Here is a 23,103-nt window from a genome sequence, read left to right on the forward strand (position 1 = left end):
AACAGAAGGCATGAGCTACGACCAGATCGAGCTGCCCGACGTCTCGGGCCTGTCCGTCGGCATCCTCGGCGGGACGGGGCCCCAGGGGCGCGGCCTCGCGTACCGTTTTGCCCGCGCCGGCCAGCGGGTCCTCGTCGGCTCGCGCTCCACCGAGCGCGGCGAGCAGGCGGCCCAGGAGCTGCGCGAGATGCCGGGCGTGCACGGCGCGGTCGAGGGCGGGGACAACGCGTTCGCCGCGGGGGCCGACGTCGTCATCATCGCGGTGCCGTGGGAGGGGCACGGGGCCACGGTCGCCGAGCTGGCGCCGCTGCTGAGCGGCGGGCGGATCGTGGTCGACTGCGTGAACCCGCTCGGCTTCGACAAGCAGGGGCCGTATCCGCTGCGCGTCGAGGAGGGCAGCGCGGCCGAGCAGGCCGCGGCGCTGCTGCCCGAGGCCCGGGTGTGCGCGGCGTTCCACCACGTGAGTGCGGTACTGCTGGCGGATCCCGAGGTGGACGCCGTGGACCTCGACGTGCTCGTGCTCGGCGACGACCGGGAGGCGGCGCTGCGGGTGCAGGCGCTCGCGGGGCGGATCAACGGCATGCGGGGCGTGTTCGCGGGGCGGCTGCGCAACGCGGGGCAGGTCGAGGCGCTCACCGCGAACCTCATCGCCATCAACAAGCGGTACAAGGCGCACGCGGGGATTCGGGTGACGGACCTGTGACCGCCGCATTCGACCCGTGGTCCGCGGAGTTCGTCGCGCGGCCGTATCCGGCTTACGCGCGGCTGCGCGAGGAGTCGCCGGTGCTGTGGTTCGAGCCCAGCCGGCAATACCTCATCAGCCGCCACGAGGACGTCAACGCGCTGCTACGCGACCGGCGCCTCGGCCGCAGCTACCTGCACGTCGCCACGCACGAGGAGATGGGCCGCACGGCGCCGCCGGACTACCAGGAGCCGTTCTGGACCCTCAACAACAACGGCATGCTCGACCGCGAGCCGCCCGACCACACGCGGCTGCGGCGGCTGGTCTCGCAGGCGTTCACGCCGCGGCGGGTCGAGGCTCTGCGGCCGTACGTGCGGCGCCTGGCCGACGAGCTGGTCGAGGCGTTCGTGGCACAGGGCGGCGGCGACCTCATCGCGCAGGTCGCCGAGCCGCTGCCGGTGACCGTGATCGCGGAGCTGCTCGGCGTGCCCGAGGCCGATCGGCATCTGCTGCGGCCCTGGTCGGCGGCGATCTGCGGGATGTACGAGCTCAATCCCGCCCGGGACACGGCCGAGGCGGCGGTGCGGGCGTCGGAGGAGTTCACCGAGTACCTGCGCGCGCTCGCCCGCCGGCGCAAGGAGGACCCGCGCGACGACCTGGTCAGCGCGCTGGCCGCGGTCGAGGGGCTCAGCGAGGACGAGCTGATCGGCACGTGCGTGCTGCTGCTCAACGCCGGGCACGAGGCCACCGTCAACGTGACCGGCAACGGCTGGCGGGCGCTGCTGCAGCACCCGGAGCAGCTGGCGAAGGTCAGGGCGGAACCGGAGCTGCTCGGCCCGGCGATCGAGGAGCTGATGCGGTTCGACACCCCGCTGCAGATGTTCGAGCGCTGGGTGTTCGAGGACATCGAGGTGCACGGGGTGACGATCCCGCGCGGGAGCGAGGTCGCGCTGCTGTTCGGCTCGGCCAACCACGACCCGGCCGCGTTCGCCGAGCCCGAGGCGCTCGACGTGACCCGGCGCGACAACCCGCACATCTCGTTCGGGGCGGGCATCCACTACTGCCTCGGGGCGCCGCTGGCGCGTATCGAGCTGACGGCCTCGTTCGGGGCGCTGCTGACGAAGGCGCCGGCGATGGAGCTGGTGCGGGACCCGGTCTACAAGCCCGGCTACGTCATCCGGGGCTTGGAAAGTCTCGAGGTTTCCGTGTAGGAGTGCCGGCCGATGGCCGATATCACCGGTAACGAAACCGTGTGATTGGGGTCTTCATGGCCGTCTTCGCCAACCTGGGCATCGCCCGGAAGATCGGCATCCTGTGCGCGGCCGGGGTGCTGGTCTCGGCGGCCGCGGGCACGGTCGGCCTGCTGGCCCAGCGCGAGCTGAGCCAGCAGGCCGACACCGTCCACACCCTCGACATCGCCAGCAGCCTGCTGCACCACCTCGACACGCGCGAGTCGGAGCTGAAGGTCGACGCGTACCGCGCCATCGCCGAGGCCGACATCGCGGCGATCCTCGGCGACCTGCCCGACGACCAGAGCTCCGTCACCGATACCCTCGACAAGCTCGACGCGCTGGAGCTGCCCGCCGACGTCGACGCGGCTTTGGCCGCCATCAAGACCGACGCGCTGGCGTTCAACGACTTCATCGGCACCTTCATCAGGGGCGCCCAGGCCGATCAGGCGTCCGTGCGGTCGCGCGAGGGCGACATCGCCGAGCGCAACCACGCGGTCGACGACAAGATCGGCGCGCTCGAGGACAAGCTCGACGCGAGCATCGCCCAGGAGCGCGGCAAGATGACCGACACCCAGAGCCGGGCGAACTGGGCGACGGCCGCCGCGCTGCTCATCGGCGTGCTGGTGTTCCTGGCGATCGCGATCCCGGTGGCGCGCGCCATCATCCGGCCCGTGCGCAAGGTCCGCGGGGTGCTCGAGGCCCTCGCCCGCGGCGACCTCACCCAGCGGGCCGGCATGACCGGGCGGGACGAGATCGGCCAGATGGCCGCGAGCCTGGACGCGGCGATGGGGAGCATCCGCGGCTCGATCTCGGCCGTCAGTACCAGCTCGGACAGCCTCGCCGACGCCTCCCGCCAGCTGTCCCGGGTCAGCGAGGAGATCGCCGGGGCCGCCGGCTCGACGAACCAGCAGATGTCGGACGCCTCGATGTCCTCGCACGAGGTCTCCCGGCACGTCAGCACGGTCGCGACCGGCGCCGAGGAGATGGGCGCGTCGATCCACGAGATCGCGCGCAACGCCGCCGACGCGGCCGGCGTGGCCTCGGGCGCGGTGCGCGAGGCGGGCGCGGCCAACGAGAAGGTCGAGCGGCTCGCGGTGTCCTCGACGGAGATCGGCAACGTGCTCAAGCTCATCACCTCCATCGCCGAGCAGACGAACCTGCTCGCGCTGAACGCGACCATCGAGGCCGCCCGCGCGGGGGAGGCCGGCAAGGGCTTCGCCGTCGTCGCCAACGAGGTCAAGGACCTCGCGCAGGAGACGGCGAAGGCGACCGAGGACATCCGCCTGCGCGTGACCGCGATCCAGTCCGACACCGGCGCCGCGGCCGAGGCGATCCGGCGCATGGGCGAGGTCGTGGAGGAGATCAACCAGTACCAGGCGACGATCGCCTCGGCGGTCGAGGAGCAGTCGGTTACGACCGCGGAGATGAGCCGCTCGGTCGCCGAGGCGGCAACCGGCGCGGAGAAGATCGCGGCGAACATCGCCGGCGTGGCCGACGCGACCGCCGCCACGACCCAGGGCGTCGGCGCGGCGAAGGGCGCGGCCGGCGAGCTGGCCCGGATGTCCCAGGACCTGCGCCAGCTCGTCTCGTACTTCAAGTTCTGACCGAGGACCGAACCCGCGACGTTCCGTCAAGGTCATGACTCGGGTCCGCGGTGGTGCGGACCGTCGCTCCCGCCAGACACCGCTCGGCGCTGGCGCGCCGTCGCTGCCAGGTCCGCGGCTGGTCACCCCAACCGGCTGTCAGTCCGACGAACCCCGACCGACGCCCGCCCCAATCGCAAATATCGGACGTACACGGCGCCGGGGTATAAATCCGATATGTCGCGGTGCGAAGCGCCCGACATATCGGGCTCAGCGAGCGACTCCCAGCCGACGCCCCAGCGGCGGGAGCGCCGCCAGTCGAAAAGCGTGCGACTCCCAGCCGACGCCGCGGCGGCGCCCGAGCCCGGGGCACCACGGGGCGCGGACGCCACCGGGAGAGCCGTCAGTCGGAAGGCGAGAGGCTCCCAGCCGACGCCCCAGCGGCGCCCGAGCCCGGCATCACAGGCCCGGCCGCCGCCGCGGCGAGAGCCGTCAGTCGAAGGTGTGCTCCTGCGCGGGGAACACGCCCGTGCGCACCTCGTCGGCGAAGGCCCGGGTCGCGTCCGACAACGCCCCCGCGAGGTCGGCGTAGCGCTTCACGAACCGCGGCGTCCGCCCCGTGCGCAGCCCCGCCATGTCCTGCCACACGAGCACCTGCGCGTCCGTGTCCGCGCCGGCCCCGATGCCGACCGTCGGAATGTGCAGCTCGTGCGTGATGCGCTTGGCGACCTCGCCCGGCACCATCTCGAGGACCACGGCGAACGCGCCCGCCTCGGCGACCGCGTGCGCGTCCTCGACCACGTCCTCGGCGGCGTCCCCGCGGCCCTGCACCCGGAACCCGCCGAGCGCGTGCTCGCTCTGCGGCGTGAACCCGATGTGCGCCATGACCGGGATGCCCGCGCTCACCAGTGCGGCGATCTGCGGCGCGACCCGCCGGCCGCCCTCGAGCTTCACCGCGTGGCAGCCGCCCTCCTTCATGAAGCGGACCCCCGTGCGCAGCGCCTGCGCCGGGCCCTCCTCGTAGGAGCCGAACGGCAGGTCCCCGACGACGAGCGCGCGCCGGGTCGAGCGGACCACCGCGCGCACGAGCGGCAGCAGCTCGTCCTCGGATACGGAGACCGTGGACTCGTACCCGTAGACATTGTTGGCCGCCGAGTCCCCGACGAGCAGGACCGGGATGCCGGCCTCGTCGAAGATGCCGGCGGTGTACTGGTCGTACGACGTGAGCATCGGCCATCGCTCGCCGCGCTCCTTGGCGGCGATCAGGTCACGGGTGCGGACCCGGCGATTGACGGCGCCGCCGTACAAGGACGGGATCTCGGACATCAGCGTCCTCCTCGTTTCACTCCTCGAGGCCCCAATCCGGGGTCCCCGGGCTCAACACCCCGATGGTCGCACCGGCGGCGGCGATTGTTACCGGCACGATGCGGTTTTTCACATCGCCGAAACCGGAATGAGCGCTTCGTCGTCCCGTGCGTTGCGCCACCGGGCGAGCTCGGGCAGTACGTCGGCCGGCACGTCCTGAAGGGGATCGAGGACGACCCGGCCCTCCTGCTCGGCGAGCGCCAGGAGCACCACCCGTCGCACCCTGGCCTGCAGGTTCGCCACGACCGGCGCGTCCAGCGTGAGCGCGGCCAGGAACGCGTCGAGGATCGGCTGCACCGGCTCGAGCCGGAAGTCCAGGCCGGTGCGCAGCACCAGCTCACGCACCTGCGGCGGGACGGTGTCGCACAGCGCGAGCCCCGTGACCCGGGACGGGCCGAGCGCGTCGCAGGCGACGACCGCCGCGACGGACGAGCCGAGGTCGCCGGAGAGCTCCAGGGCGACCGGGCGCGACCGCGCACGGTCACGGAACCGGTCCACGAGCGAGGGCCACAGGTCGCAGATCATGCCCGGTCTCATACCCACTCCGGCCCGTTCACGCCCCTGCCTGGTCACATACCGTGGTCCGGTAACTTGTGTGTAATACCGTCGGGCGAGACTTGCCCGAATTGGCCGTAGACAGCTCGTGGGGGCATCACGTGGACCGTCAGCAGGAGTTCGTGCTCCGCACGCTCGAAGAGCGGGACATCCGGTTCGTCCGGCTGTGGTTCACCGACGTGCTGGGCACGCTGAAGAGCGTCTCGGTCGCCCCGGCGGAGCTCGAGTCCGCCTTCGAGGAGGGCATCGGCTTCGACGGGTCCGCGATCGAGGGCTTCGCCCGGGTCTACGAGTCGGACATGGTCGCCATGCCCGACCCGACGACCTTCCAGGTGTTCCCGTTCGAGGGCGGCATGTCCGGCGAGAGCGCGCGCATGTTCTGCGACATCACGCTCCCCGACGGCTCGCCCTCGTGGGCCGACCCGCGCCACGTGCTGCGCCGGGCCCTGTCGAAGGCGGCCGAGAAGGGCTTCACCTTCTACACCCACCCCGAGATCGAGTTCTTCCTGCTGGAGAACCTCGGCGAGAGCGGCTCGGTGCCGCGGCCGGTCGACACCGGCGGCTACTTCGACCACACCACCCACTCCGTCGCCCGCGACTTCCGCCGCCAGGCCGTGCTCGCGCTGGAGCGGATCGGCATCTCGGTCGAGTTCAGCCACCACGAGGTCGCGCCCGGGCAGCAGGAGATCGACCTGCGCTACGCCGACGCGCTCACCACGGCCGACAACATCATGACGTTCCGGCACGTGATCAAGGAGGTCGCGCTGTCGCACGGCGTGCACGCGACCTTCATGCCCAAGCCGTTCACCGAGCAGCCGGGCAGCGGCATGCACACCCACCTGTCGCTGTTCGAGGGCGAGCGCAACGCGTTCCACGACGCCAGCGACCCGATGAAGCTGTCGAAGGTCGGGCAGGCGTTCATCGCCGGGCTGCTCGTGCACGCCCGGGAGTACACGGCCATCACGAACCAGTGGGTGAACTCCTACAAGCGGCTGTTCCCGCAGACGCTGCCGAACCGGATCACCGAGTCGCCCGCCTACGTCTGCTGGGGCCACAAGAACCGCTCGGCGCTCGTGCGCGTCCCGGCCTACGGCAAGCCGAACTCGGCCCGCGTCGAGGTCCGCTCGCTCGACGCGGCCTGCAACCCGTATCTCGCGTACGCGGTGATGCTCGGCGCCGGCCTGCGCGGCATCGAGCAGGGCTACGAGCTGCCGCCCGGCGCCGAGGACGACGTTTGGGCCCTCACCGACGGCGAGCGCCGCGCGGCCGGCTACGAGGCGCTGCCGGAGAACCTCTCCGAGGCGATCGACGTCATGGCCGGCTCCGAGCTCGTCGCCGAGGTGCTCGGCGAGCACGTCTTCGACTTCTTCCTCAAGAACAAGCGGACGGAGTGGGAGGAGTACCGCCGGGTCGTCACGCCGTTCGAGCGGGAGCGGTACCTCGGCATGATGTGATGGCGCGGTGGCCCGGGTGCCGGCGCCCGCCCCGGCATGGTCCGCACCTTCCAGCTGACGCTCATCCGAAGCGCTCGGTCCGGACCCGCGAGGGTTCGTGGCCGAGCGCGACGAGGATGTCGGCGACCGTCTCCACGAACCCGGTCGGGCCGCACACGAAGACGTTCGGCGCGAAGTCCTTCGGCCACGCGTGGGTGTTGACGTCCACGAGGCCGATCCGTTTGCCGCGCACGCGCGTGTGGATGTACTGCACGTCCAGCCCCCCGTCGTCCCGCCCCCGCCGCCGCAGTTCGTCGGCATAAATCGCATCTTCGGGCGTTCTGACCGAATAGAGCAGCTTGAACGGCGTCCTGGAGCCCGAGGCGGCCCGCGCCCGGATCATCGCCATCAGCGGCACGATCCCCGACCCGCCCGCGATGAGCTGCACGGGTGCCGGGTCCGACTGCCGCCAGACGAACCACCCGCCGACAGGCCCCCGAACCTCCACCGGCCACGAAATGTCGTAAATGTCGGTCAGGTACGGCGAAACCTCACCACCGTCGAGGCGCTGCACCGTGATCTCCAGCCCCGCCGCCGACGCGATCGAGTAGCTGCGCTGCGCCTGGTAGCCATCGGCGGCGGTGAGCCGCACATCGACATGCTGCCCGGGCAGATGCCCCGGCCAGTCTCCGTCAACGTCGAAGACCAGCGTCCGGGCCGTCGGCGTCTCCTGCCGAATCGCCGCCAGCTCCGCCCGACGCCAGGTCAGTCGCCCTCCGCTTCGCTCCGGCCGACCGACCTCAGAGCTGTGCTTCATGCTGAGCGGCCCCTCCGCTTCGCTCCGGACCGCTCAGTCTCCCTGGTATCGCTGCTCGCGCCATGGATCTCCGTAGTTGTGATACCCGGCCCCCTCCCAGAAGCCCGGCTCGTCCGCCAGCATCATCCGCAGCCCGTGCACCCACTTCGCGGACTTCCAGAGGTACAGGTGCGGCACCAGCAGCCGCGCCGGCCCGCCGTGCTCGGGGCTGAGCGCCCGGCCCTCGTACCGGTACGCCACCCACGCCTGCCCGTCGACCAGATCCTCGAGCGGCAGGTTGGTGGTGTACCCGTCGTAGGAGTGTGCCATGACGAAGTCGGCCGCGGTCTCGACGTCCGCGAGCAGGGTGTCGACCGCCACGCCCCGCCAGCCGGTGCCCAGCTTCGACCACTTCGTGACGCAGTGGATGTCGACCGTGACGTCCTCGTGCGGCAGCGCGGTGAACTCGGCCCAGTCCCAGCTGCGCTCCTCGCCCGTCTCGGTGGTGATCACGAACTCCCACCGCTCCGTGCGGATCTTCGGCGTCGGCCCGGCGGACAGGACCGGGAAGTCGTGGGCCAGGTACTGCCCGGGCGGCAGGGCCGGCCCGCCCCCGCGGCGCAGCCCGTGGAAGCCCGGCGTGATGATGCTCATGCGCCCATCCTCCCCCCTCTCGTGGCGGTGGATATTGTCAGTACGTGACGATCGACGGCGCCCCCCGGGGAACCCTTGCCCTCGTGGTCGAGAACGACCCCTCCGACGGCCCCGGCCGTCTCGCCGACTGGCTGATCGCCGGCGGCCTGCAGCTCCAGGTCGTCCGGCCGCACGCCGGCGACGAGCTGCCCGAGACCCTCGACGGCTTCGCCGCGCTCGTCGTGCTCGGCGGCGAGCAGGACGCGTTCCCCGACGCCGAGGGCGAGCGCGACGCCCCCTGGTTCGACCGGCTCGACGGGCTGCTGCGCAAGGCGGTCCGGCACAAAGTCCCGACCCTGGCCGTCTGCCTCGGCGCCCAGCTGCTCGCCCACGCCCACGGCGGCACCGTGGAGCGCAGCTCGGCCGGGCCCGAGATCGGCGTCAAGCTGGTCGCGCGCCGCGACGTCGCCGACAACGACCCGATCTTCGCCGCGGTCCCGTTCGCCCCGGACGTGTTCCATTGGCACCGGGACGAGATCGTCGAGCTGCCGATGCACGCGACCCTGCTGGCCGCCTCGACGCACTACCCGATCCAGGCGTACCGGCTCGGCACCGCGGCCTGGGGCCTGCAGTTCCACATCGAGTGCGACCTGCCGATGTTCGCCACCTGGGCCATGGAGGGCGTGAACACCCTCATCGAGCTGGGCATCGACCCGGTCGAGATGCTCGAGCAGGTCGAGGCGGCCCTGCCCGACGTCGAGGAGGTCTGGAAGCCGTTCGCCGAGCGGTTCGCGGCCGTGGCGCTGGGCCGCACGCCCCACGCCGGCGAGGGCGGGCTGCGCTCCCTGCCGCTGCTGGGGCCGCGCTGATGGACCCGATCAAGGTCAGCCCCGCCCACCTGGCCCGGTTCGGGTTCACCGACAACGAGCGCACCGAGGTGATGGCCGGCCCCGACGGGCTGCGGCTGTGGGACCCGGTCGCGCGCCGCGCCGCCGACGACGACACCGCGGCGGTGCTCGAGCAGCTGTACTTCGCCGCCGACCCCGACCTCGCCCTCTTCCAGCTGCAGCGGCTCGTCGAGGCCGCGGGGGAGGAGGTGCGCGACGCCGTCCTGGCCGACAGGGCGCTGCGGCGGCGGCTCATCGGCGTGCTCGGCGTCTCCGCGACCCTCGGCGACCTGCTCGTGGCCAACCCCGACGAGTGGCGCGAGCTCGTCGGGGAGCAGAACAAGCGCGCGGCCGGCTACGAGACCCGGGACGTGTCCACGGTGCCGTTGCTGCGCGGTGGGTACCGTCGCGAGCTGCTGCGCATCGTGGCCGCCGACCTCACCGCGGCCGCCGACGTCGAGGTCACGATGCGGCGCCTGACCGAGCTCGCCGACGCGACCCTGGAGGCGGCCCTGGCCATCGCGCTCGCCGAGCGCCGGGCCAAGGAGCCCGGCGCGGACGAGGTCCGGCTCGCCGTCATCGCGATGGGCAAGTGCGGCGGCCGCGAGCTCAACTACGTCAGCGACGTCGACGTGGTCTTCGTGGCCGAGCCCGTCGGCGACACCGACACCGAGACGGCGATGCGCGCGGGCAGCGCGCTGGCCGCCCGGATGATGGAGATCTGCGGCTTCGTGGCCTGGCCGGTCGACGCCGCCCTGCGCCCCGAGGGCAGCCGCGGCGCGCTCGTGCGGACCGTCGCCTCGCACCTGGCGTACTACAAGAAGTGGGCCAAGACCTGGGAGTTCCAGGCGCTGCTCAAGGCCCGCCCGGCCGCCGGGGACCACGCGCTCGGCGAGCGGTGGCTGGCCGAGCTCCAGCCGCTCATCTGGTCCGCCGCCGAACGCCCGGAGGCCGTCGACGAGGTGCGCGCGATGCGCCGGCGGATCATCGAGGCGATCCCGCGGGCCGAGGTCGACCGGGAGATCAAGCGCGGCCCGGGCGGGCTGCGCGACATCGAGTTCGCGGTCCAGCTGCTGCAGCTCGTGCACGGCCGGGCCGACGAGTCCCTGCGCACCCCGACGACCCTGGCCGGCCTGCGGGCGCTCATCGAGGGCGGCTACGTCGGGCTGGCCGACGGCGAGGCGCTGCTGCGGGCGTACCGCTTCCTGCGGGTCGTCGAGCACCGCCTCCAGCTGCAGCGCCTGCGCCGCACGCACACGGTCCCGGACGACGCGGACGGCCTGCGCTGGCTCGCCCACGCGCTCGGCTACCGCCCCAACGCGGCCCGCGACGCCGTGGAGTCCTTCCGCACCGAGTGGGTCCGCCATGCCGGCGAGGTGCGCCGCCTGCACGCCAAGCTCTTCTACCGCCCGCTGCTGGAGGCGGTCGCCCGGGTCCCCTCCGAGCAGCTGCGGCTCACCCCCGACGCCGCCCGGGCCCGGCTCGACCTGCTCGGCTTCGCCGACCCGGCCGGCGCCCTGCGGCACATCGAGGCCCTCACGGGCGGCGTGTCCCGCACCGCGGCCATCCAGCGCCAGCTGCTCCCGGCGCTGCTGAACGAGTTCGCGGACGCCCCCGAGCCCGACCGAGGCCTGCTGGCCTACCGCCAGATCTCGGAGAAGATCGGCAACACGCCCTGGTATCTGCGCCTGCTGCGCGACGAGGGCCCGGTCGCGCTGCGGCTGGCGCGGCTGCTGGCGCTGTCGCGGTACGTGACCGACCTGCTCGTCCACGACCCGGAGGCGCTGCGCCTCCTGGCCGACGACGCCGAGCTGGTGCCGCGCAGCGCCGAGGTGCTCACCGAGGGCTTCGCGGCCGCCGCGGCCCGCCACGGCGACCCGGAGGCGGCCATCAACGCCGTGCGTGCCCTGCGCCGCCGCGAGCTGTTCCGCATCGCCTGCGCCGACCTGCTCGGCCTGCTCGACGTGACCGCCGTCGGCGACGCCCTGTCCGCCGTGATCGACGCGACCCTGCGCGCGACCCTGGGCGTCACGGCCGCGTCCGCCCCGGACCTGCCGTTCGCGATCATCGGCATGGGCCGGCTGGGCGGCGCCGAGACGAGCTACCCGTCCGACGCCGACGTCCTGTTCGTCTACGAGGCCCCGCCCGGCCGGGCCGACGACGCCGCGGCCAAGGCCGCCCTCACGATCGCCGAGGAGCTGCGCCGCCTGCTCGCCCGCCCGGCCCACGACCCGCCGCTGGGCGTGGACGCCGACCTGCGCCCGGAGGGCCGCCAGGGCCCCCTGGTGCGCAGTCTCGGGGCGTTCCAGCAGTACTACACCCGCTGGTCGAAGGTCTGGGAGGCCCAGGCCCTCCTGCGCGCGCGACTGGTGGCCGGCTCGGCGTCGCTGGGCGCCCGGTTCCTGGAGCTGGCCGACACCAAGCGCTACCCCGACGGCGGCCTGACCCGCGAGCAGATCCACGAGATCCGCCGCCTGAAGGCCCGCGTGGACAGCGAGCGCCTCCCGCGCGGCGCCGACCCCGCGACCCACACGAAACTCGGCCGCGGCGGCCTCGCGGACGTCGAGTGGACCGTCCAGCTGCTGCAGCTGCAGCACGGCCACGCCGTCCCGGCCCTGCGCACCCCGCGAACGCTGGAGGCGCTGACCGCCGCCACCGAGGCCGGCCTGCTGCCCAAGACCGACGCCGCCGAGCTCGAGGCCGCCTGGCGCCAGGCCTCCCGCGTGCGCAACCTGCTGACCCTGGTCCGCGGCCGCGCGACGGACCAGCTCCCGCGCCAGGGCCCCGACCTGGCCGCGGCCGCCTCGGCCCTGGACCCGGGGGCGGAGCCGCAGGAGTTCCTGGACGAGTACCTGCGCGTGGCCCGCCGCGCGCGGGCCGCGGTGGAGCGCATCTTCGACGGCGCCTGAACACGGAAGCGGCCCGCCCCCAGCCGGGGACGGGCCGCTTCCTGGCCGAAGCCGGGATCACACGTCGTAGTACATGGCGAACTCGTGCGGGGTCGGGCGCAGGCGCACCGGGTCGACCTCGTTGGCCCGCTTGTAGGAGATCCAGGTGTCCACCAGGTCCTGCGTGAACACGCCGCCCTCGAGCAGGAAGCCGTGGTCGCCCTCGAGCGTGGTGAGCACCTCGTCCAGGGAGCCGGGCACCTGCTTGACGTTCGCGACCTCCTCCGGCGGAAGGTCGTACAGGTCCTTGTCGATCGGCGCCGGCGGCTCGATCTTGTTCTTGATGCCGTCGAGGCCGGCCATCAGCATCGCCGCGAACGCGAGGTACACGTTCGCCGACGGGTCCGGCACGCGGAACTCGACGCGCTTGGCCTTCGCGTTCGTGCCCGTCACCGGGATACGCGTGCAGGCCGAGCGGTTGCGCTGCGAGTACACCAGGTTGACCGGCGCCTCGTAGCCCGGCACCAGGCGGCGGTACGAGTTGACCGTCGGGTTCGTGAACGCCAGCAGCGACGGCGCGTGGTGCAGCAGGCCGCCGATGTACCAGCGCGCGGTGTCCGACAGGCCGCCGTAGCCGGCCTCGTCGTAGAACAGCGGCTCGCCGCCCAGCCACAGCGACTGGTGCGTGTGCATGCCCGAGCCGTTGTCGCCGAAGAGCGGCTTCGGCATGAAGGTCGCGGTCTTGCCCGCGGCCCACGCCGTGTTCTTCACGATGTACTTGAACAGCTGGAGCTGGTCGCCCGCCTGCAGCAGCGTGCCGAACTTGTAGTTGATCTCGGCCTGGCCGGCGGTGCCCACCTCGTGGTGCGAGCGCTCGACGACGAAGCCGGCGGCCAGCAGCCGCTGGACGATCTGGTCACGCAGGTCGGCGTAGTGGTCGACCGGCGGGACGGGGAAGTAGCCGCCCTTGTAGGCGGTCTTGTAGCCCCGGTTGCCGCCCGGCTCGTCCTTGCCGGAGTTCCACCAGCCCTCGATCGAGTCGATGTAGTAGTACGCCTGGTTCGCCGAGGTCTCGTGCCGGATCGAGTCGAAGATGTAGAACTCCGCCTCGGGGCCGAAGTACGCCGTGTCGGCGATCCCGCTCGACTTGAGGTACGCCTCCGCCTTCTTCGCCACGTTGCGCGGGTCGCGCGAGTAGGCCTCCCGCGTGAACGGGTCGTGGATGAAGAAGTTGAGCGCGAGGGTCTTCTCGACGCGGAACGGGTCGATGAACGCCGAGGTCGCGTCCGGCAGCAGCAGCATGTCCGACTCGTGGATCGCCTGGAACCCACGGATGGACGAACCGTCGAAGGCCAGGCCCTCGTCGAACACCTTCTCGTCGAAGGACTCGACCGGAACGTTGAAGTGCTGCATCACGCCCGGCAGGTCGCAGAAGCGAACGTCGACGAAGCGGACGCCCTCATCCTTCAGGTACCGCAACAGCTCTTCAGAATTGGCGAACACTCGTCCTCCAGGTCGCAGGCAAGACCAGTCTGGTGATCACTTCAGTGTGAAGGTGTCTGGTTGGTCGCGACCGTAGAACTGTGCGATTGCCCCGGCATGTCTCGACTGTTTCCGCTGTGTTTCGCCGCCCGTGGCTCGGCCGATCAGCGGCGAGCGTCGTTCGATAGGCTGACCCGTCGTGGAGAATGTGCGGCCCGCCCCGGCAACCCTGGCCCGCCGTTTCGGCGCGCTGTTGATCGACTGGATATCGTGCCTGCTCATCGCGGGTGCGTTCGCGAAGCCGGTCGATGAGCCCTGGCTCGCGCCGGGCGTCTTCGTGATCGTCTACGCGCTGTTTCTCGGATTCTTCGGCCAGACACTTGGCATGCGGCTCTTTCGCATCCGCTGTGTGTCCATGAACACAGGGGGGCCGCTCGGTGTACCGCGGGCGCTCCTGCGGGCGATCGTGATGCTTCCGCTGGTCACGGCGCTGATCATGGACCAGAACCAGCGAGGCCTGCACGACCGGGCCGCTGGCTCGGTCGTGCAGGCCGTCTAGCTGAGCGGGCTCAGCGCCCGCGCATCGCCTTGAACTGCCCCTTCGGGGGCTTCATGTTCTTGGGCAGGGCACCCCGCGGCATCTGCGGCCGGGCCGAGAGCGCCTTGAGCCGCTTGTCGAGGGAGTTCACGTCCTTGGCCGTGATCGTGCGCGGCAGCCGGATCAGCATGTTGCGCAGCTTCGGGAGGGGGATCTGGCCCTCCTCGTTGCCGACCATGTAGTCGCGCAGCTCCGCGTTGCCGATGACCTTGACCAGCCGGCGGCGCTCCTGGCTGATGAGGCCCTTGACCCGGCCCGGGTTGCCCTCGCCGATCAGGATCACGCCGGGGCGCCCGATGACCAGGTGCACCATGTCGAACTGGGTCGTGGAGGCGATGGCCGGGCTGACCCGCCAGTCGCCGCGCATGTTCTCGATGATCGAGGCCGCCGCGCCCGGCTGCCCCTCGGCCTCCTTCATCATCGCCTTCTGCGAGCGCAGGTTGAGCACGATGACGGTGCCGAGCAGCGCCAGCAGCACGCCGAGCGGGGCCCAGATCCAGGACACGCCCAGCGCGATGGCGACGCCGACCGCGATCAGCGGCACGAGGACGACCGTCACCACGAGGGGCACGAACGCCTTGTCGCGCTTCGCGGTGAACGAGAAGACCATGCCGATCTGCTTGAGCCGAGTGAAGAAGGAGACCTTCTCCGGCTCCTGGGCCTTTGCCATGCCTCCGAGTCTAGAGGGACACGCTCAGGAGTTGAGAGCCCGGTTCTCCAGCGCCTGCCGGTAGAGGCGTCCGGCGCGGTACGAGGAGCGCACCAGCGGCCCGGAGAGGACCCCCGCGAAGCCGATCTGCTCGGCCTCCTCGCGCAGCTCGACGAACTCCTCGGGCTTGACCCACCGCTCGACGGGGTGGTGGCGCGGGGTCGGCCGCAGGTACTGCGTGATCGTCACCAGCTCGCACCCGGCCTCGTAGAGGTCCTTGAGCGCCTGCGTCACCTCGGCCCGCTCCTCGCCCATGCCGAGGATCAGGTTCGACTTGGTGACCAGGCCGGCCTCGCGCGCCTTGGTCAGCACGCCCAGCGACCGCTCGTAGCGGAACGCGGGCCGGATGCGCTTGAAGATCCGCGGCACGGTCTCGACGTTGTGCGCGAGCACCTCGGGCCGGGCCTCGAAGACCTCCTTGAGCAGCTCCGGCTCGCCGTTGAAGTCGGGGATGAGCAGCTCGACGCCGCACCCCTCGACCAGGGCGTGGATCTGCCGGACGGTCTCGGCGTAGAGCCAGGCGCCGCCGTCGGGCAGGTCGTCGCGGGCCACACCGGTGACGGTCGCGTACTTCAGCCCCATCGTCGCCGTCGACTCGGCGACCCGGCGCGGCTCGTCCGCGTCGAACTCGGCCGGCTTGCCGGTGTCGATCTGACAGAAGTCGCAGCGCCTGGTGCATTGGTCGCCGCCGATGAGGAAGGTCGCCTCGCGGTCTTCCCAGCACTCGTAGATGTTGGGGCAGCCGGCTTCCTGGCAGACCGTGTGCAGGCCCTCGCGCTGGACGAGCCCCCGCAGATGCGTGTACTCGGGACCCATCTTGGCCGAGACCTTGATCCACGACGGTTTGCGCTCAATCGGCGTCTCCGCGTTACGCGCTTCGATGCGCAGCAGACGACGGCCTTCGGGAACAACGGCGGTCACAGCTCGAAGACTACGCCCGGCGACTGCCCAAGAACCGGGAACGCGATTGACGTCACGTCTTCCAGGTTTCCGAATCACCCGGTCCGGCAATAGGCGAACAGTGGTGCTCAACGACACGCTCGTGGCCTTCGCCGACGGAAACCCTATCGATGTCCTGCGGTCCTACCCCGTGCTGGACAAACCGGCCACCCGTGCGCTCGTCGAACGCCTCTTCCCCGGGGCCACGGTCGAGGAGATCGGCGACGAGCTGCTCGTCGACGCCCTCGACCCGCCGGCCGACGTGGTCTGCGTCGGCTGCTTCAGCGGCCTCGACCTGGTGTGCAGCTGGGGCCTGACCCCGCGCCGCCCGTCCGAGCTCGACCCCGTGGTGCTGGCCGCGAGCGAGCGCCGCAACGTCTACCTGCACGCCGCCCACAGCGACGCCGGCTGGTGCAGCTACGGCGTCTGGCGCGACGGATCCCGCGTGCGCGCGCTGAGCGTCTGCGCCGACCCCGCCGTCGTCGAGGACGAGGGGGAGCGGCTCGGCTTCGAGCGGCCGGACACCGACCCCCGCGAGCTGAGCTGCGCGTCGATGCAGGGCCTGTTCGGCTTCGCCTGCGACGACCACGAACGCCTCGACGACGTCGACCCCGAGCTGATCCCGGTCGTCGCCTACCGGATCAGTACAGCGTCGTGAGGTGCCGCTCGACGATCGGCAGCAGCTCGTCGACGGTCACGTCCCGGCCCAGCTCGGCCGACAGCGACGTCACGCCCGCGTCGCGAATGCCACAGGGCACGAAGATGTCGTACCGCGAGAGGTCGCAGTCCGCGTTGAGCGCGAACCCGTGCAGCGTGACCCCGCGGGCGACCCGGATGCCGATCGCCGCGACCTTGCGATCGGGGCCCCGCTCGTCGGCCGGCACCCAGACGCCGCTGCGGCCCTCGACCCGGACCGTGGCGACGCCGAGCTCCGCGCAGACGTCCATGAGCAGCTGCTCCATGCGCCGCACGTACGCCACCACGTCGACGGGATCGGGCAGCTTCACGATCGGGTAACCCACCAGCTGCCCCGGCCCGTGCCAGGTGATCTTCCCGCCGCGGTCGACGTCGATCACCGGCGTGCCGTCGAAGGGCCGGTCGGCGGGCTCGGTGCGCTTGCCGGCCGTGTAGACACTCGGGTGCTCCAGCAGCAGCACCGTGTCGGGCGCCGCGCCGTCGGCGACCTCCGCGTGGACCCGCCGCTGCTCGGCGAGTGCCGTCTCGTAGTCCACGAGCCCGGCCCGGACGATTCGCATACCCACCACGCTGGTCACGGGCCCAGCGTACGCCGCACTCCACCGCCGGGCTTTGTGTGGGAAGCGGACATAGTGGTGCGTCAAAGGTCACACATAGCGTGGTGCTCCCCACAGCAGAAAGGGCACCGCCATGCCCAGGCCATTGCGCTGGATCCTGCCCGCGGCCGCCGCGCTGGTCGCCGCGATCGCACTCACCACCGTCTCGACGCCCGCCTACGCCGCCACGCTCACGACGGTCGGCAGCTTCGGGTCGAATCCCGGCAACCTCACGATGTACTCGTACCGCCCCGACGGCCTCCCCTCGGGAGCGCCCCTCGTCGTCGCGATGCACGGCTGCACCCAGAACGCGACCGACTACTTCACCAACTCCGGCTGGCGCAAGTACGCCGACCTGTGGAAGTTCGCCCTGGTCCTGCCGGAGCAGAAGTCCGCCAACAACAGCACGAGCTGCTTCAACTGGTTCGAGACCGGCGACACCGCCCGCGGCTCGGGCGAGCCACTGTCGATCAAGCAGATGGTCGACTACGCGGTGGCGAACTACGGCACGAACCCGGCGAAGGTGTACGTCACCGGGCTCTCGGCCGGCGGCGCGATGACGGCCGTGATGCTGGCCACCTACCCGGACGTGTTCGCCGGCGGCGCGATCATGGCCGGCCTGCCGTACCGCTGCGCCACGTCGATGACGGCCGCGTACAGCTGCATGAACCCCGGCGTCGACAAGACCCCGGCGGCCTGGGGCGACCTGGTGCGGGGCGCGTACTCCGGCTACTCCGGCGCCCGGCCCCGGGTCGCGATCTGGCACGGCACCGCCGACACCACTGTGGCCCCGGCCAACGCGACGGAGCTGCGCGACCAGTGGACGAACGTGCTCGGCGTCGGCCAGACCCCGACGTCGACGGCCTCGCTGCCCGGCGGCACGTCCCTGTCGAACTACGGGGACAAGGTCAAGGTGTACCTCGTGTCGGGCATGACCCACGCGACGCCGGTCGACCCCGGCTCGGCGACGGAGCAGTGCGGCACCGCGGGCACGTACTACAAGGACACCATCTGCTCGTCGTACTACCAGGCGCTCGACTGGGGCCTGTCGACCGGCGGCCCGACCACCGGCCCGACGACCGCCTCGCCGACGTCCTCGCCGACGTCCTCGCCGACGCCGAGCCCGACCCCGACGCAGGGCTCCGGCCCGTGCGTGCGCGCCTCGAACTACGCGCACGTGACCGCCGGGCGGGCGCACCAAACCGGCGGCTACACCTACGCAAACGGGTCGAACCAGGCGATGGGCCTCTACAACGTGTTCACAACCCACGGCCTGCGTCAGACCGCCGCCAACTATTACGTGATCGACGACACGGCCTGCTGAAGGGCCTCCTCGACGGTGCGGTGCGCGAAGGGGAAGCCCTCGCGCATCAGCACCGCGGGGAGCACCCGCTGGCTGGCCAGGGCCTCGCCGCCGAACTCGCCGACGGCCACCTTCAACGCGAAGCCCGGCACCGGCAGCAGGTTGGGCCGGTGCATGACCCGCGCGAGGGTCTCGGAGAACTCGGCGTTGGTGACCGGCTCGGGCCCGGTGAGGTTCACCGGCCCGGACAGCTCGCGCTCGAGCACGAACACGACCGCGGCGAGCCAGTCGGGGACGGAGATCCAGGGCAGGTACTGCCGCCCATCGCCCATCCGCCCGCCCGCGAAGAGCTTGAACTGCAGGTAGAGCGGCTTGAGCAGGCCGCCCGCCGGGTCCAGCGGAAACCCGGTGCGCAGCAGCGCCACCCGCGTCCCGGCGTCCTCGGCCGGTCGGGTCGCCGCCTCCCACACCTTGCACACGTCGGCCAGGAAGCCCTCGCCCGCCGGGGAGGACTCGTCGACGACCCGGTCGCCGGTGTCCCCGTAGAACCCGACGGCGGAGGAGTTGAGCAGCACCTTCGGCCGCTTCGGGGCCGCGGCGATCGCCCGCGCGAGGGTGCGCGTGGTGTCCACGCGGCTGTCCACGATCGTCTTCTTGTACTGTGCCGTCCAGCGCTTGTCCCCGACGCCCGCGCCGGCGAGGTTGATCACCGCGTCCGCGGCCGCCACGACCGTGCCGTCCAGCACCCCGGCGGTCGGGTCCCAGCGCACCTCGCCGGGGCGGGGCGGGCGCCGCACGAGCGGCGTGACCTGGTGCCCGGCTTCGCGCAGGTGCGGGATGAGCCGCTGGCCGAGAAAGCCGGACGCCCCCGCGATCAGGATCTGCATGAGGTCATCTTGCCCGGATCCGTCCCGGGAGAACATCAAGGGGCGCCCCGGCCCGCCGGGACGCCCCTTGATCGTCAGGTGCTAGAGGCCCAGGTCGGCCTCGAAGTGCCCGGCCTCCAGGCGCTCCTTGATCGTGCCCAGGAAGCGCGCGGCGTCGGCGCCGTCAACGATCCGGTGGTCGTAGGACAGGGCCAGGTAGACCATCGAGCGCGGCGCGATGATCTCGCCGAGCTCCGGGTCGCTCACCACGACGGCCCGCTTGACCACGGCGCCGGTGCCCAGGATCGCCACCTGCGGCTGGTTGATGATCGGCGTGTCGAACAGCGCGCCCCGGCTGCCGGTGTTGGTCAGCGTGAACGTGCCGCCCGCGATGTCGTCCGGGCTGAGCTTGTTGCCGCGGGTCCGCTCGGCCACGTCGGCGATGCGCTTGGCCAGCCCGGCCAGGTTGAGGTCGCCCGCGTTCTTGATGACCGGGACGATCAGGCCCTTCTCGCTGTCGACCGCCATGCCGAGGTGCTCGGCGTCGTGGTAGGTGACCGTGCCCGCCTCGAGGTCGATCGAGGAGTTCACGCCGGGGTGCACCCGCAGCGCCTCGACCGCCGCCAGGGCGAAGAACGGCAGGAACGACAGCTTCACGCCGTGCGTGGCCTGGAACTGCGCCTTGGCCTTGTCGCGCAGCTTCGCCACCTTCGTCACGTCGACCTCGACGACGGTGGTGAGCTGGGCCGAGACCTGCAGCGACTCGACCATCCGCCGGGCGATGAGCGCCCGCATCCGGCTGAGCTTCTGCGTCTGGCCGCGCAGCGGGCTCGGGGCCGCCTTCGGCGCCGCGGCGGTCGAGCCGCCGGTGCTCGCGGCGGCCGGGGCGGCGGGCGCCGGCTGGGCGGCGGCCTCCTTCGCCTTGGCGGCCGCGTCGAGCACGTCCTGCTTGCGGATGCGCCCGCCGACGCCGGTGCCGGAGAGCTGGGCGAGGTTCACCCCGTGCTCGGCGGCGAGCTTGCGGACCAGGGGCGTGACGTAGCCGGCCTCCTCGGCCGAGACCTTGCCGTTGCCGCTCGCCGGCGCGGCGCCGGTCGCGGTGACGTTGGTGGCTGGCCCGGCCTGCACCGGTGCGCTCGCGGCCGGCTGCGGCTCGGGCGCGGCGGCCTTCGGCTGCGCCTTGGGCTCGGGCTTCGGCTCGGCCTTGGGCTCCGGCTTCGGCTCGGGCTTGGCCTCCGCCTTGGGCTGCGGGGCGGGCTCGGCCTTCGCGGGCGCGGCCCCGGCGGCGCCGATCACGGCCAGCTCCGCGCCGACCTCGACCGTCTCGTCCTCGGGAACCTTGATCTCCAGCAGCGTGCCGGCGACCGGCGACGGGATCTCGGTGTCGACCTTGTCGGTGGAGACCTCGAGCAGCGGCTCGTCGGCCTCGACGCTGTCGCCGACCTGCTTGAGCCAGCGGGTGACGGTGCCCTCGGTGACGCTCTCGCCGAGCGCGGGCATCTTCACCGACGTGCCCTCGCCACCGCCGGACGAGGACGCTGCGGCCGGGGCCGGCTCCTCCTGCGGCTCCTGCGCGGGCTCCTCCGCGGCGGGCTCCTCCTGCGCGGCGGGCTCTTCCTGCTCCTCCGCCGGCTCCTGCGCGGGCTCGGCGCCCCCGGAGGCCTCCGCGGCGTCGCCGCCGATGACGGCGAGCTCGGCGCCGACCTCGGCGGTCTCGTCCTCCTGCACGACGATCCGGGTCAGCACCCCGGCCGCCGGGGAGGGGATCTCCGTGTCGACCTTGTCCGTCGAGACCTCGAGCAGCGGCTCGTCGGCCTCGACGTGGTCGCCCTCCTGCTTCAACCAGCGAGTGACGGTGCCCTCGGTGACGCTCTCGCCCAGCCGGGGCATGGTGACCGATACCGGCATGTGAAACGACTCCTCGTACTGTGCTTGGTGGCGGTCGGATGCCTGATCAGTGGACGTGCAGCGGCTTACCGGCCAGCGCCAGGTGCGCCTCGCCGAGAGCCTCGTTCTGCGTGGGGTGCATGTGCACCAGCGGGGCGACGTCCCCGGGGAACGCCTCCCAGTTGTAGATCAGTTGAGCCTCGCCGATGAGTTCGCTCACCCGCGCGCCCACCATGTGGACCCCGACGACGGGGCCGTCCTTGACCCGGATCAGCTTCACGAAGCCCGCGGTCCGCAGGATCTGGCTCTTGCCGTTGCCGGTCAGGTCGTACTGGACCGTCTCGATCTTGTCGTCGCCGTGCAGCTCGCGGGCCTTGCTCTCGTTGAGCCCGACGGAGGCGACCTCGGGCTCGGAATACGTCACCCGGGGGATGCCCGACTCGTCGAAGACCTGCGGCTGCTGGCCCGCGATCTCCTCGGCCACGAAGATGCCCTGCTGGAAGCCGCGGTGCGCGAGCTGGACGCCCGGCACGATGTCGCCGACGGCGTAGATGCCCGGCACGGAGGTGCGCAGCCGCTCGTCGGTGATGACGAACCCGCGCTCCGTCTTCACGCCGTGCTCCTCGTAGCCGAGGTTGGCGGTGGCCGGCCCGCGACCGACGGCCACGAGCAGCAGCTCGGCCTCGATCGTGTCGCCGCCCTGGATCGACACCTTCACGCCGCCGTCGGTGCGCTCGACGCCCTCGAAGGGCTTGCCCACCTTGAACTTGATGCCCCGCTTGCGAAACGCCCGCTCGAGCGCCTTCGAGCTCGCCTCGTCCTCGACCGCGAGCAGCCGGGGGAGCGCCTCGACGATCGTGACGTCGACGCCGAAGGACTTCCAGGCGCTGGCGAACTCGCAGCCGATGACGCCGCCGCCGAGAATGATCGCGGAGGCGGGCACGTGGTCCAGCCCGAGCGCGTGCTCGCTGGTGATGACCCGCTCGCCGTCCACGACCAGGCCGGGCAGGGTCTTGGAGTAGGAGCCGGTGGCCAGCACGATGTTCTTCGCCGTGTACCGCGTGCCGGCGACCTCGACGGCGTCCGGCGCGACCAGGCGCCCCTCGCCCTCGATGAGCGTCACCTTGCGCGCCTTGGCCAGGCCCTGCAGCCCCTTGTACAGCTTGGTGACCACGCCGTCCTTGTAGGCGTTCACGGCCTTCATGTCGACGCCGTTGAACACGGCCTGGATGCCGAACTGGTCCGCCTCGCGGGCGGCGTCGGCGACCTCGCCCGCGTGCAGCAGCGCCTTGGTCGGGATGCAGCCGCGGTGCAGGCACGTGCCGCCGAGCTTGTCCTTCTCCACCAGCGCGACGGACAGGCCGAGCTGGGTCGCGCGGAACGCGGTCGCGTAACCGCCGCTGCCGCCGCCCAGGACGAGAACGTCGAAGGAGTTGGCGTGTGGGTCGCTCACGAATTCTCCCAGGTGATGCACGGGCCCATCGGCTCGTGACGGTGCGAATCGGGGGTTCGCCCTTCGCATGACGATCCTTGGCCATCTTGTCACTTGCCCTGCTCGCCTGCGACAAAGGGGCGGCCTCGTAGGGTCCCGGGGACCGGCCGTGACGTCGTACCCTGTGCACGAGCTGTGCACGGACTCGACGAAGAGGAGCGATCGTGGCTTGGTTCCGCCGACGCAAGCCGGCAGCGGGAGGGCGCTCCGCCAGCCGCGAGGACCTGGCTTACCTGGAGGAGTTCGTCCGCTCCCGGCGAGGCGTGGAGGGCTTCATCGAGCCGCGTACGACCGTGACGGAGACGACACTGCTGCTCATCGCCCACGACGGCGAGTGGACCCGCCGGCGGATGGAGAGCCCGCAGGCGGCGCGCCAGTTCGCGCACCGCCTGAGCATGCCCGTCTACGACATCGCGCTGGTGGGATACCCCCAGCGCTGGCGGGACTACAACGCCCGCAACAAGAACGCCTGACTACACCG

21 protein-coding genes are annotated in these 23,103 nt (G+C 71.7%); 10 read left to right on the forward strand and 11 right to left on the reverse strand.

Annotated elements, in window-relative coordinates; all coding sequences use genetic code 11:
* Positions 1-10 precede the first annotated feature (10 nt).
* The 3 genes from npdG to AC6JBM_RS52130 are packed head-to-tail and all read left to right on the forward strand — an operon-like array spanning position 11 to position 3,518.
* Positions 11-703 carry an NADPH-dependent F420 reductase gene (gene npdG / locus AC6JBM_RS52120; protein ID WP_497980928.1) on the forward strand — a complete coding sequence of 231 codons (693 nt, stop codon included), beginning with the start codon at positions 11-13 and terminating at the stop codon, positions 701-703.
* Entirely contained in the window at positions 700-1,893 is a 1,194-nt protein-coding gene (locus tag AC6JBM_RS52125; RefSeq protein WP_497980929.1) for a cytochrome P450, read from the forward strand. The genes npdG and AC6JBM_RS52125 overlap by 4 nt, the downstream gene beginning before the upstream one ends.
* A 41-nt stretch (positions 1,894-1,934) precedes the next feature.
* On the forward strand, positions 1,935-3,518 hold the full coding sequence (locus tag AC6JBM_RS52130) for a methyl-accepting chemotaxis protein (protein ID WP_497980930.1): 1,584 nt from the start codon (positions 1,935-1,937) through the stop codon (positions 3,516-3,518).
* A 471-nt stretch (positions 3,519-3,989) separates the two neighbouring features.
* Here AC6JBM_RS52130 and panB read toward each other — a convergent pair whose 3' ends face one another.
* Positions 3,990-4,823: a 3-methyl-2-oxobutanoate hydroxymethyltransferase gene (gene panB, locus AC6JBM_RS52135; RefSeq protein ID WP_433609474.1), complete on the reverse strand. Its 834-nt coding sequence runs from the start codon at positions 4,821-4,823 to the stop codon at positions 3,990-3,992.
* A 108-nt stretch (positions 4,824-4,931) separates the two neighbouring features.
* Positions 4,932-5,399: an adenine nucleotide alpha hydrolase family protein gene (locus AC6JBM_RS52140; protein ID WP_497980931.1), complete on the reverse strand. Its 468-nt coding sequence runs from the start codon at positions 5,397-5,399 to the stop codon at positions 4,932-4,934.
* A 119-nt stretch (positions 5,400-5,518) separates the two neighbouring features.
* Here AC6JBM_RS52140 and glnA (AC6JBM_RS52145) point away from each other — a divergent pair, with 119 nt between their 5' ends.
* Entirely contained in the window at positions 5,519-6,871 is a 1,353-nt protein-coding gene (glnA, locus tag AC6JBM_RS52145; protein WP_497980932.1) for a type I glutamate--ammonia ligase, read from the forward strand.
* A 61-nt stretch (positions 6,872-6,932) separates the two neighbouring features.
* Here the strand turns inward: glnA (AC6JBM_RS52145) and AC6JBM_RS52150 are convergent, their stop codons facing one another.
* Positions 6,933-7,667 (reverse strand): ferredoxin reductase, encoded by a 735-nt coding sequence (locus AC6JBM_RS52150; protein WP_497980933.1) that lies wholly within the window; start codon positions 7,665-7,667, stop codon positions 6,933-6,935.
* A 33-nt stretch (positions 7,668-7,700) separates the two neighbouring features.
* The gene (locus tag AC6JBM_RS52155; protein WP_497980934.1) at positions 7,701-8,300 is read right to left on the reverse strand and encodes a sulfite oxidase-like oxidoreductase; all 600 of its coding nucleotides are present in this window, start codon (positions 8,298-8,300) and stop codon (positions 7,701-7,703) included.
* 44 nt (positions 8,301-8,344) lie between these two features.
* On the opposite strand from AC6JBM_RS52155, the gene AC6JBM_RS52160 reads away from it, so the two are divergent.
* On the forward strand, positions 8,345-9,148 hold the full coding sequence (locus tag AC6JBM_RS52160; RefSeq protein ID WP_497980935.1) for a type 1 glutamine amidotransferase: 804 nt from the start codon (positions 8,345-8,347) through the stop codon (positions 9,146-9,148).
* Positions 9,148-12,075 (forward strand): bifunctional [glutamine synthetase] adenylyltransferase/[glutamine synthetase]-adenylyl-L-tyrosine phosphorylase, encoded by a 2,928-nt coding sequence (locus tag AC6JBM_RS52165; protein ID WP_497980936.1) that lies wholly within the window; start codon positions 9,148-9,150, stop codon positions 12,073-12,075. The genes AC6JBM_RS52160 and AC6JBM_RS52165 overlap by 1 nt, the downstream gene beginning before the upstream one ends.
* Before the next feature lie 57 nt (positions 12,076-12,132).
* Here the strand turns inward: AC6JBM_RS52165 and glnA (AC6JBM_RS52170) are convergent, their stop codons facing one another.
* Positions 12,133-13,557: a type I glutamate--ammonia ligase gene (gene glnA / locus AC6JBM_RS52170; protein WP_350615052.1), complete on the reverse strand. Its 1,425-nt coding sequence runs from the start codon at positions 13,555-13,557 to the stop codon at positions 12,133-12,135.
* Between the two features lie 178 nt (positions 13,558-13,735).
* On the opposite strand from glnA (AC6JBM_RS52170), the gene AC6JBM_RS52175 reads away from it, so the two are divergent.
* A complete protein-coding gene (locus tag AC6JBM_RS52175) occupies positions 13,736-14,095 on the forward strand; it encodes an RDD family protein (RefSeq protein ID WP_497980937.1) in 360 nt (119 codons plus the stop codon).
* A gap of 10 nt (positions 14,096-14,105) precedes the next feature.
* Here the strand turns inward: AC6JBM_RS52175 and AC6JBM_RS52180 are convergent, their stop codons facing one another.
* Together AC6JBM_RS52180 and lipA are read right to left on the reverse strand one after the other, a co-directional pair.
* A complete protein-coding gene (locus AC6JBM_RS52180; RefSeq protein ID WP_350615049.1) occupies positions 14,106-14,804 on the reverse strand; it encodes a DUF4191 domain-containing protein in 699 nt (232 codons plus the stop codon).
* A 24-nt stretch (positions 14,805-14,828) separates the two neighbouring features.
* Positions 14,829-15,839: a lipoyl synthase gene (lipA, locus tag AC6JBM_RS52185; RefSeq protein WP_497986728.1), complete on the reverse strand. Its 1,011-nt coding sequence runs from the start codon at positions 15,837-15,839 to the stop codon at positions 14,829-14,831.
* 28 nt (positions 15,840-15,867) lie between these two features.
* Here lipA and AC6JBM_RS52190 point away from each other — a divergent pair, with 28 nt between their 5' ends.
* Entirely contained in the window at positions 15,868-16,440 is a 573-nt protein-coding gene (locus AC6JBM_RS52190) for a DUF6928 family protein (protein WP_497980938.1), read from the forward strand.
* On the opposite strand, the gene lipB is transcribed toward AC6JBM_RS52190, so the two are convergent.
* The gene (lipB, locus tag AC6JBM_RS52195) at positions 16,424-17,038 is read right to left on the reverse strand and encodes a lipoyl(octanoyl) transferase LipB (protein ID WP_497986729.1); all 615 of its coding nucleotides are present in this window, start codon (positions 17,036-17,038) and stop codon (positions 16,424-16,426) included. The two genes, AC6JBM_RS52190 and lipB, sit on opposite strands and share 17 nt — an antisense overlap.
* A gap of 130 nt (positions 17,039-17,168) precedes the next feature.
* Between lipB and AC6JBM_RS52200 the strand changes: the two genes are divergently transcribed.
* Positions 17,169-18,398 carry an extracellular catalytic domain type 1 short-chain-length polyhydroxyalkanoate depolymerase gene (locus tag AC6JBM_RS52200; RefSeq protein ID WP_497980939.1) on the forward strand — a complete coding sequence of 410 codons (1,230 nt, stop codon included), beginning with the start codon at positions 17,169-17,171 and terminating at the stop codon, positions 18,396-18,398.
* On the opposite strand, the gene AC6JBM_RS52205 is transcribed toward AC6JBM_RS52200, so the two are convergent.
* The 3 genes from AC6JBM_RS52205 to lpdA form a co-directional block, all read right to left on the reverse strand.
* On the reverse strand, positions 18,371-19,264 hold the full coding sequence (locus AC6JBM_RS52205) for a TIGR01777 family oxidoreductase (protein ID WP_497980940.1): 894 nt from the start codon (positions 19,262-19,264) through the stop codon (positions 18,371-18,373). The genes AC6JBM_RS52200 and AC6JBM_RS52205 overlap by 28 nt on opposite strands.
* An 81-nt stretch (positions 19,265-19,345) precedes the next feature.
* The gene (gene sucB, locus AC6JBM_RS52210) at positions 19,346-21,151 is read right to left on the reverse strand and encodes a 2-oxoglutarate dehydrogenase, E2 component, dihydrolipoamide succinyltransferase (protein WP_497980941.1); all 1,806 of its coding nucleotides are present in this window, start codon (positions 21,149-21,151) and stop codon (positions 19,346-19,348) included.
* Between the two features lie 46 nt (positions 21,152-21,197).
* The gene (gene lpdA, locus AC6JBM_RS52215) at positions 21,198-22,583 is read right to left on the reverse strand and encodes a dihydrolipoyl dehydrogenase (protein WP_497980942.1); all 1,386 of its coding nucleotides are present in this window, start codon (positions 22,581-22,583) and stop codon (positions 21,198-21,200) included.
* Between the two features lie 203 nt (positions 22,584-22,786).
* On the opposite strand from lpdA, the gene AC6JBM_RS52220 reads away from it, so the two are divergent.
* Positions 22,787-23,095, forward strand: coding sequence for a hypothetical protein (locus AC6JBM_RS52220; RefSeq protein WP_433079294.1), 309 nt, complete (start codon positions 22,787-22,789; stop codon positions 23,093-23,095).
* The last annotated feature ends 8 nt before the right edge of the window (positions 23,096-23,103 follow it).

It is taken from the genome of Dactylosporangium thailandense (assembly GCF_059739745.1).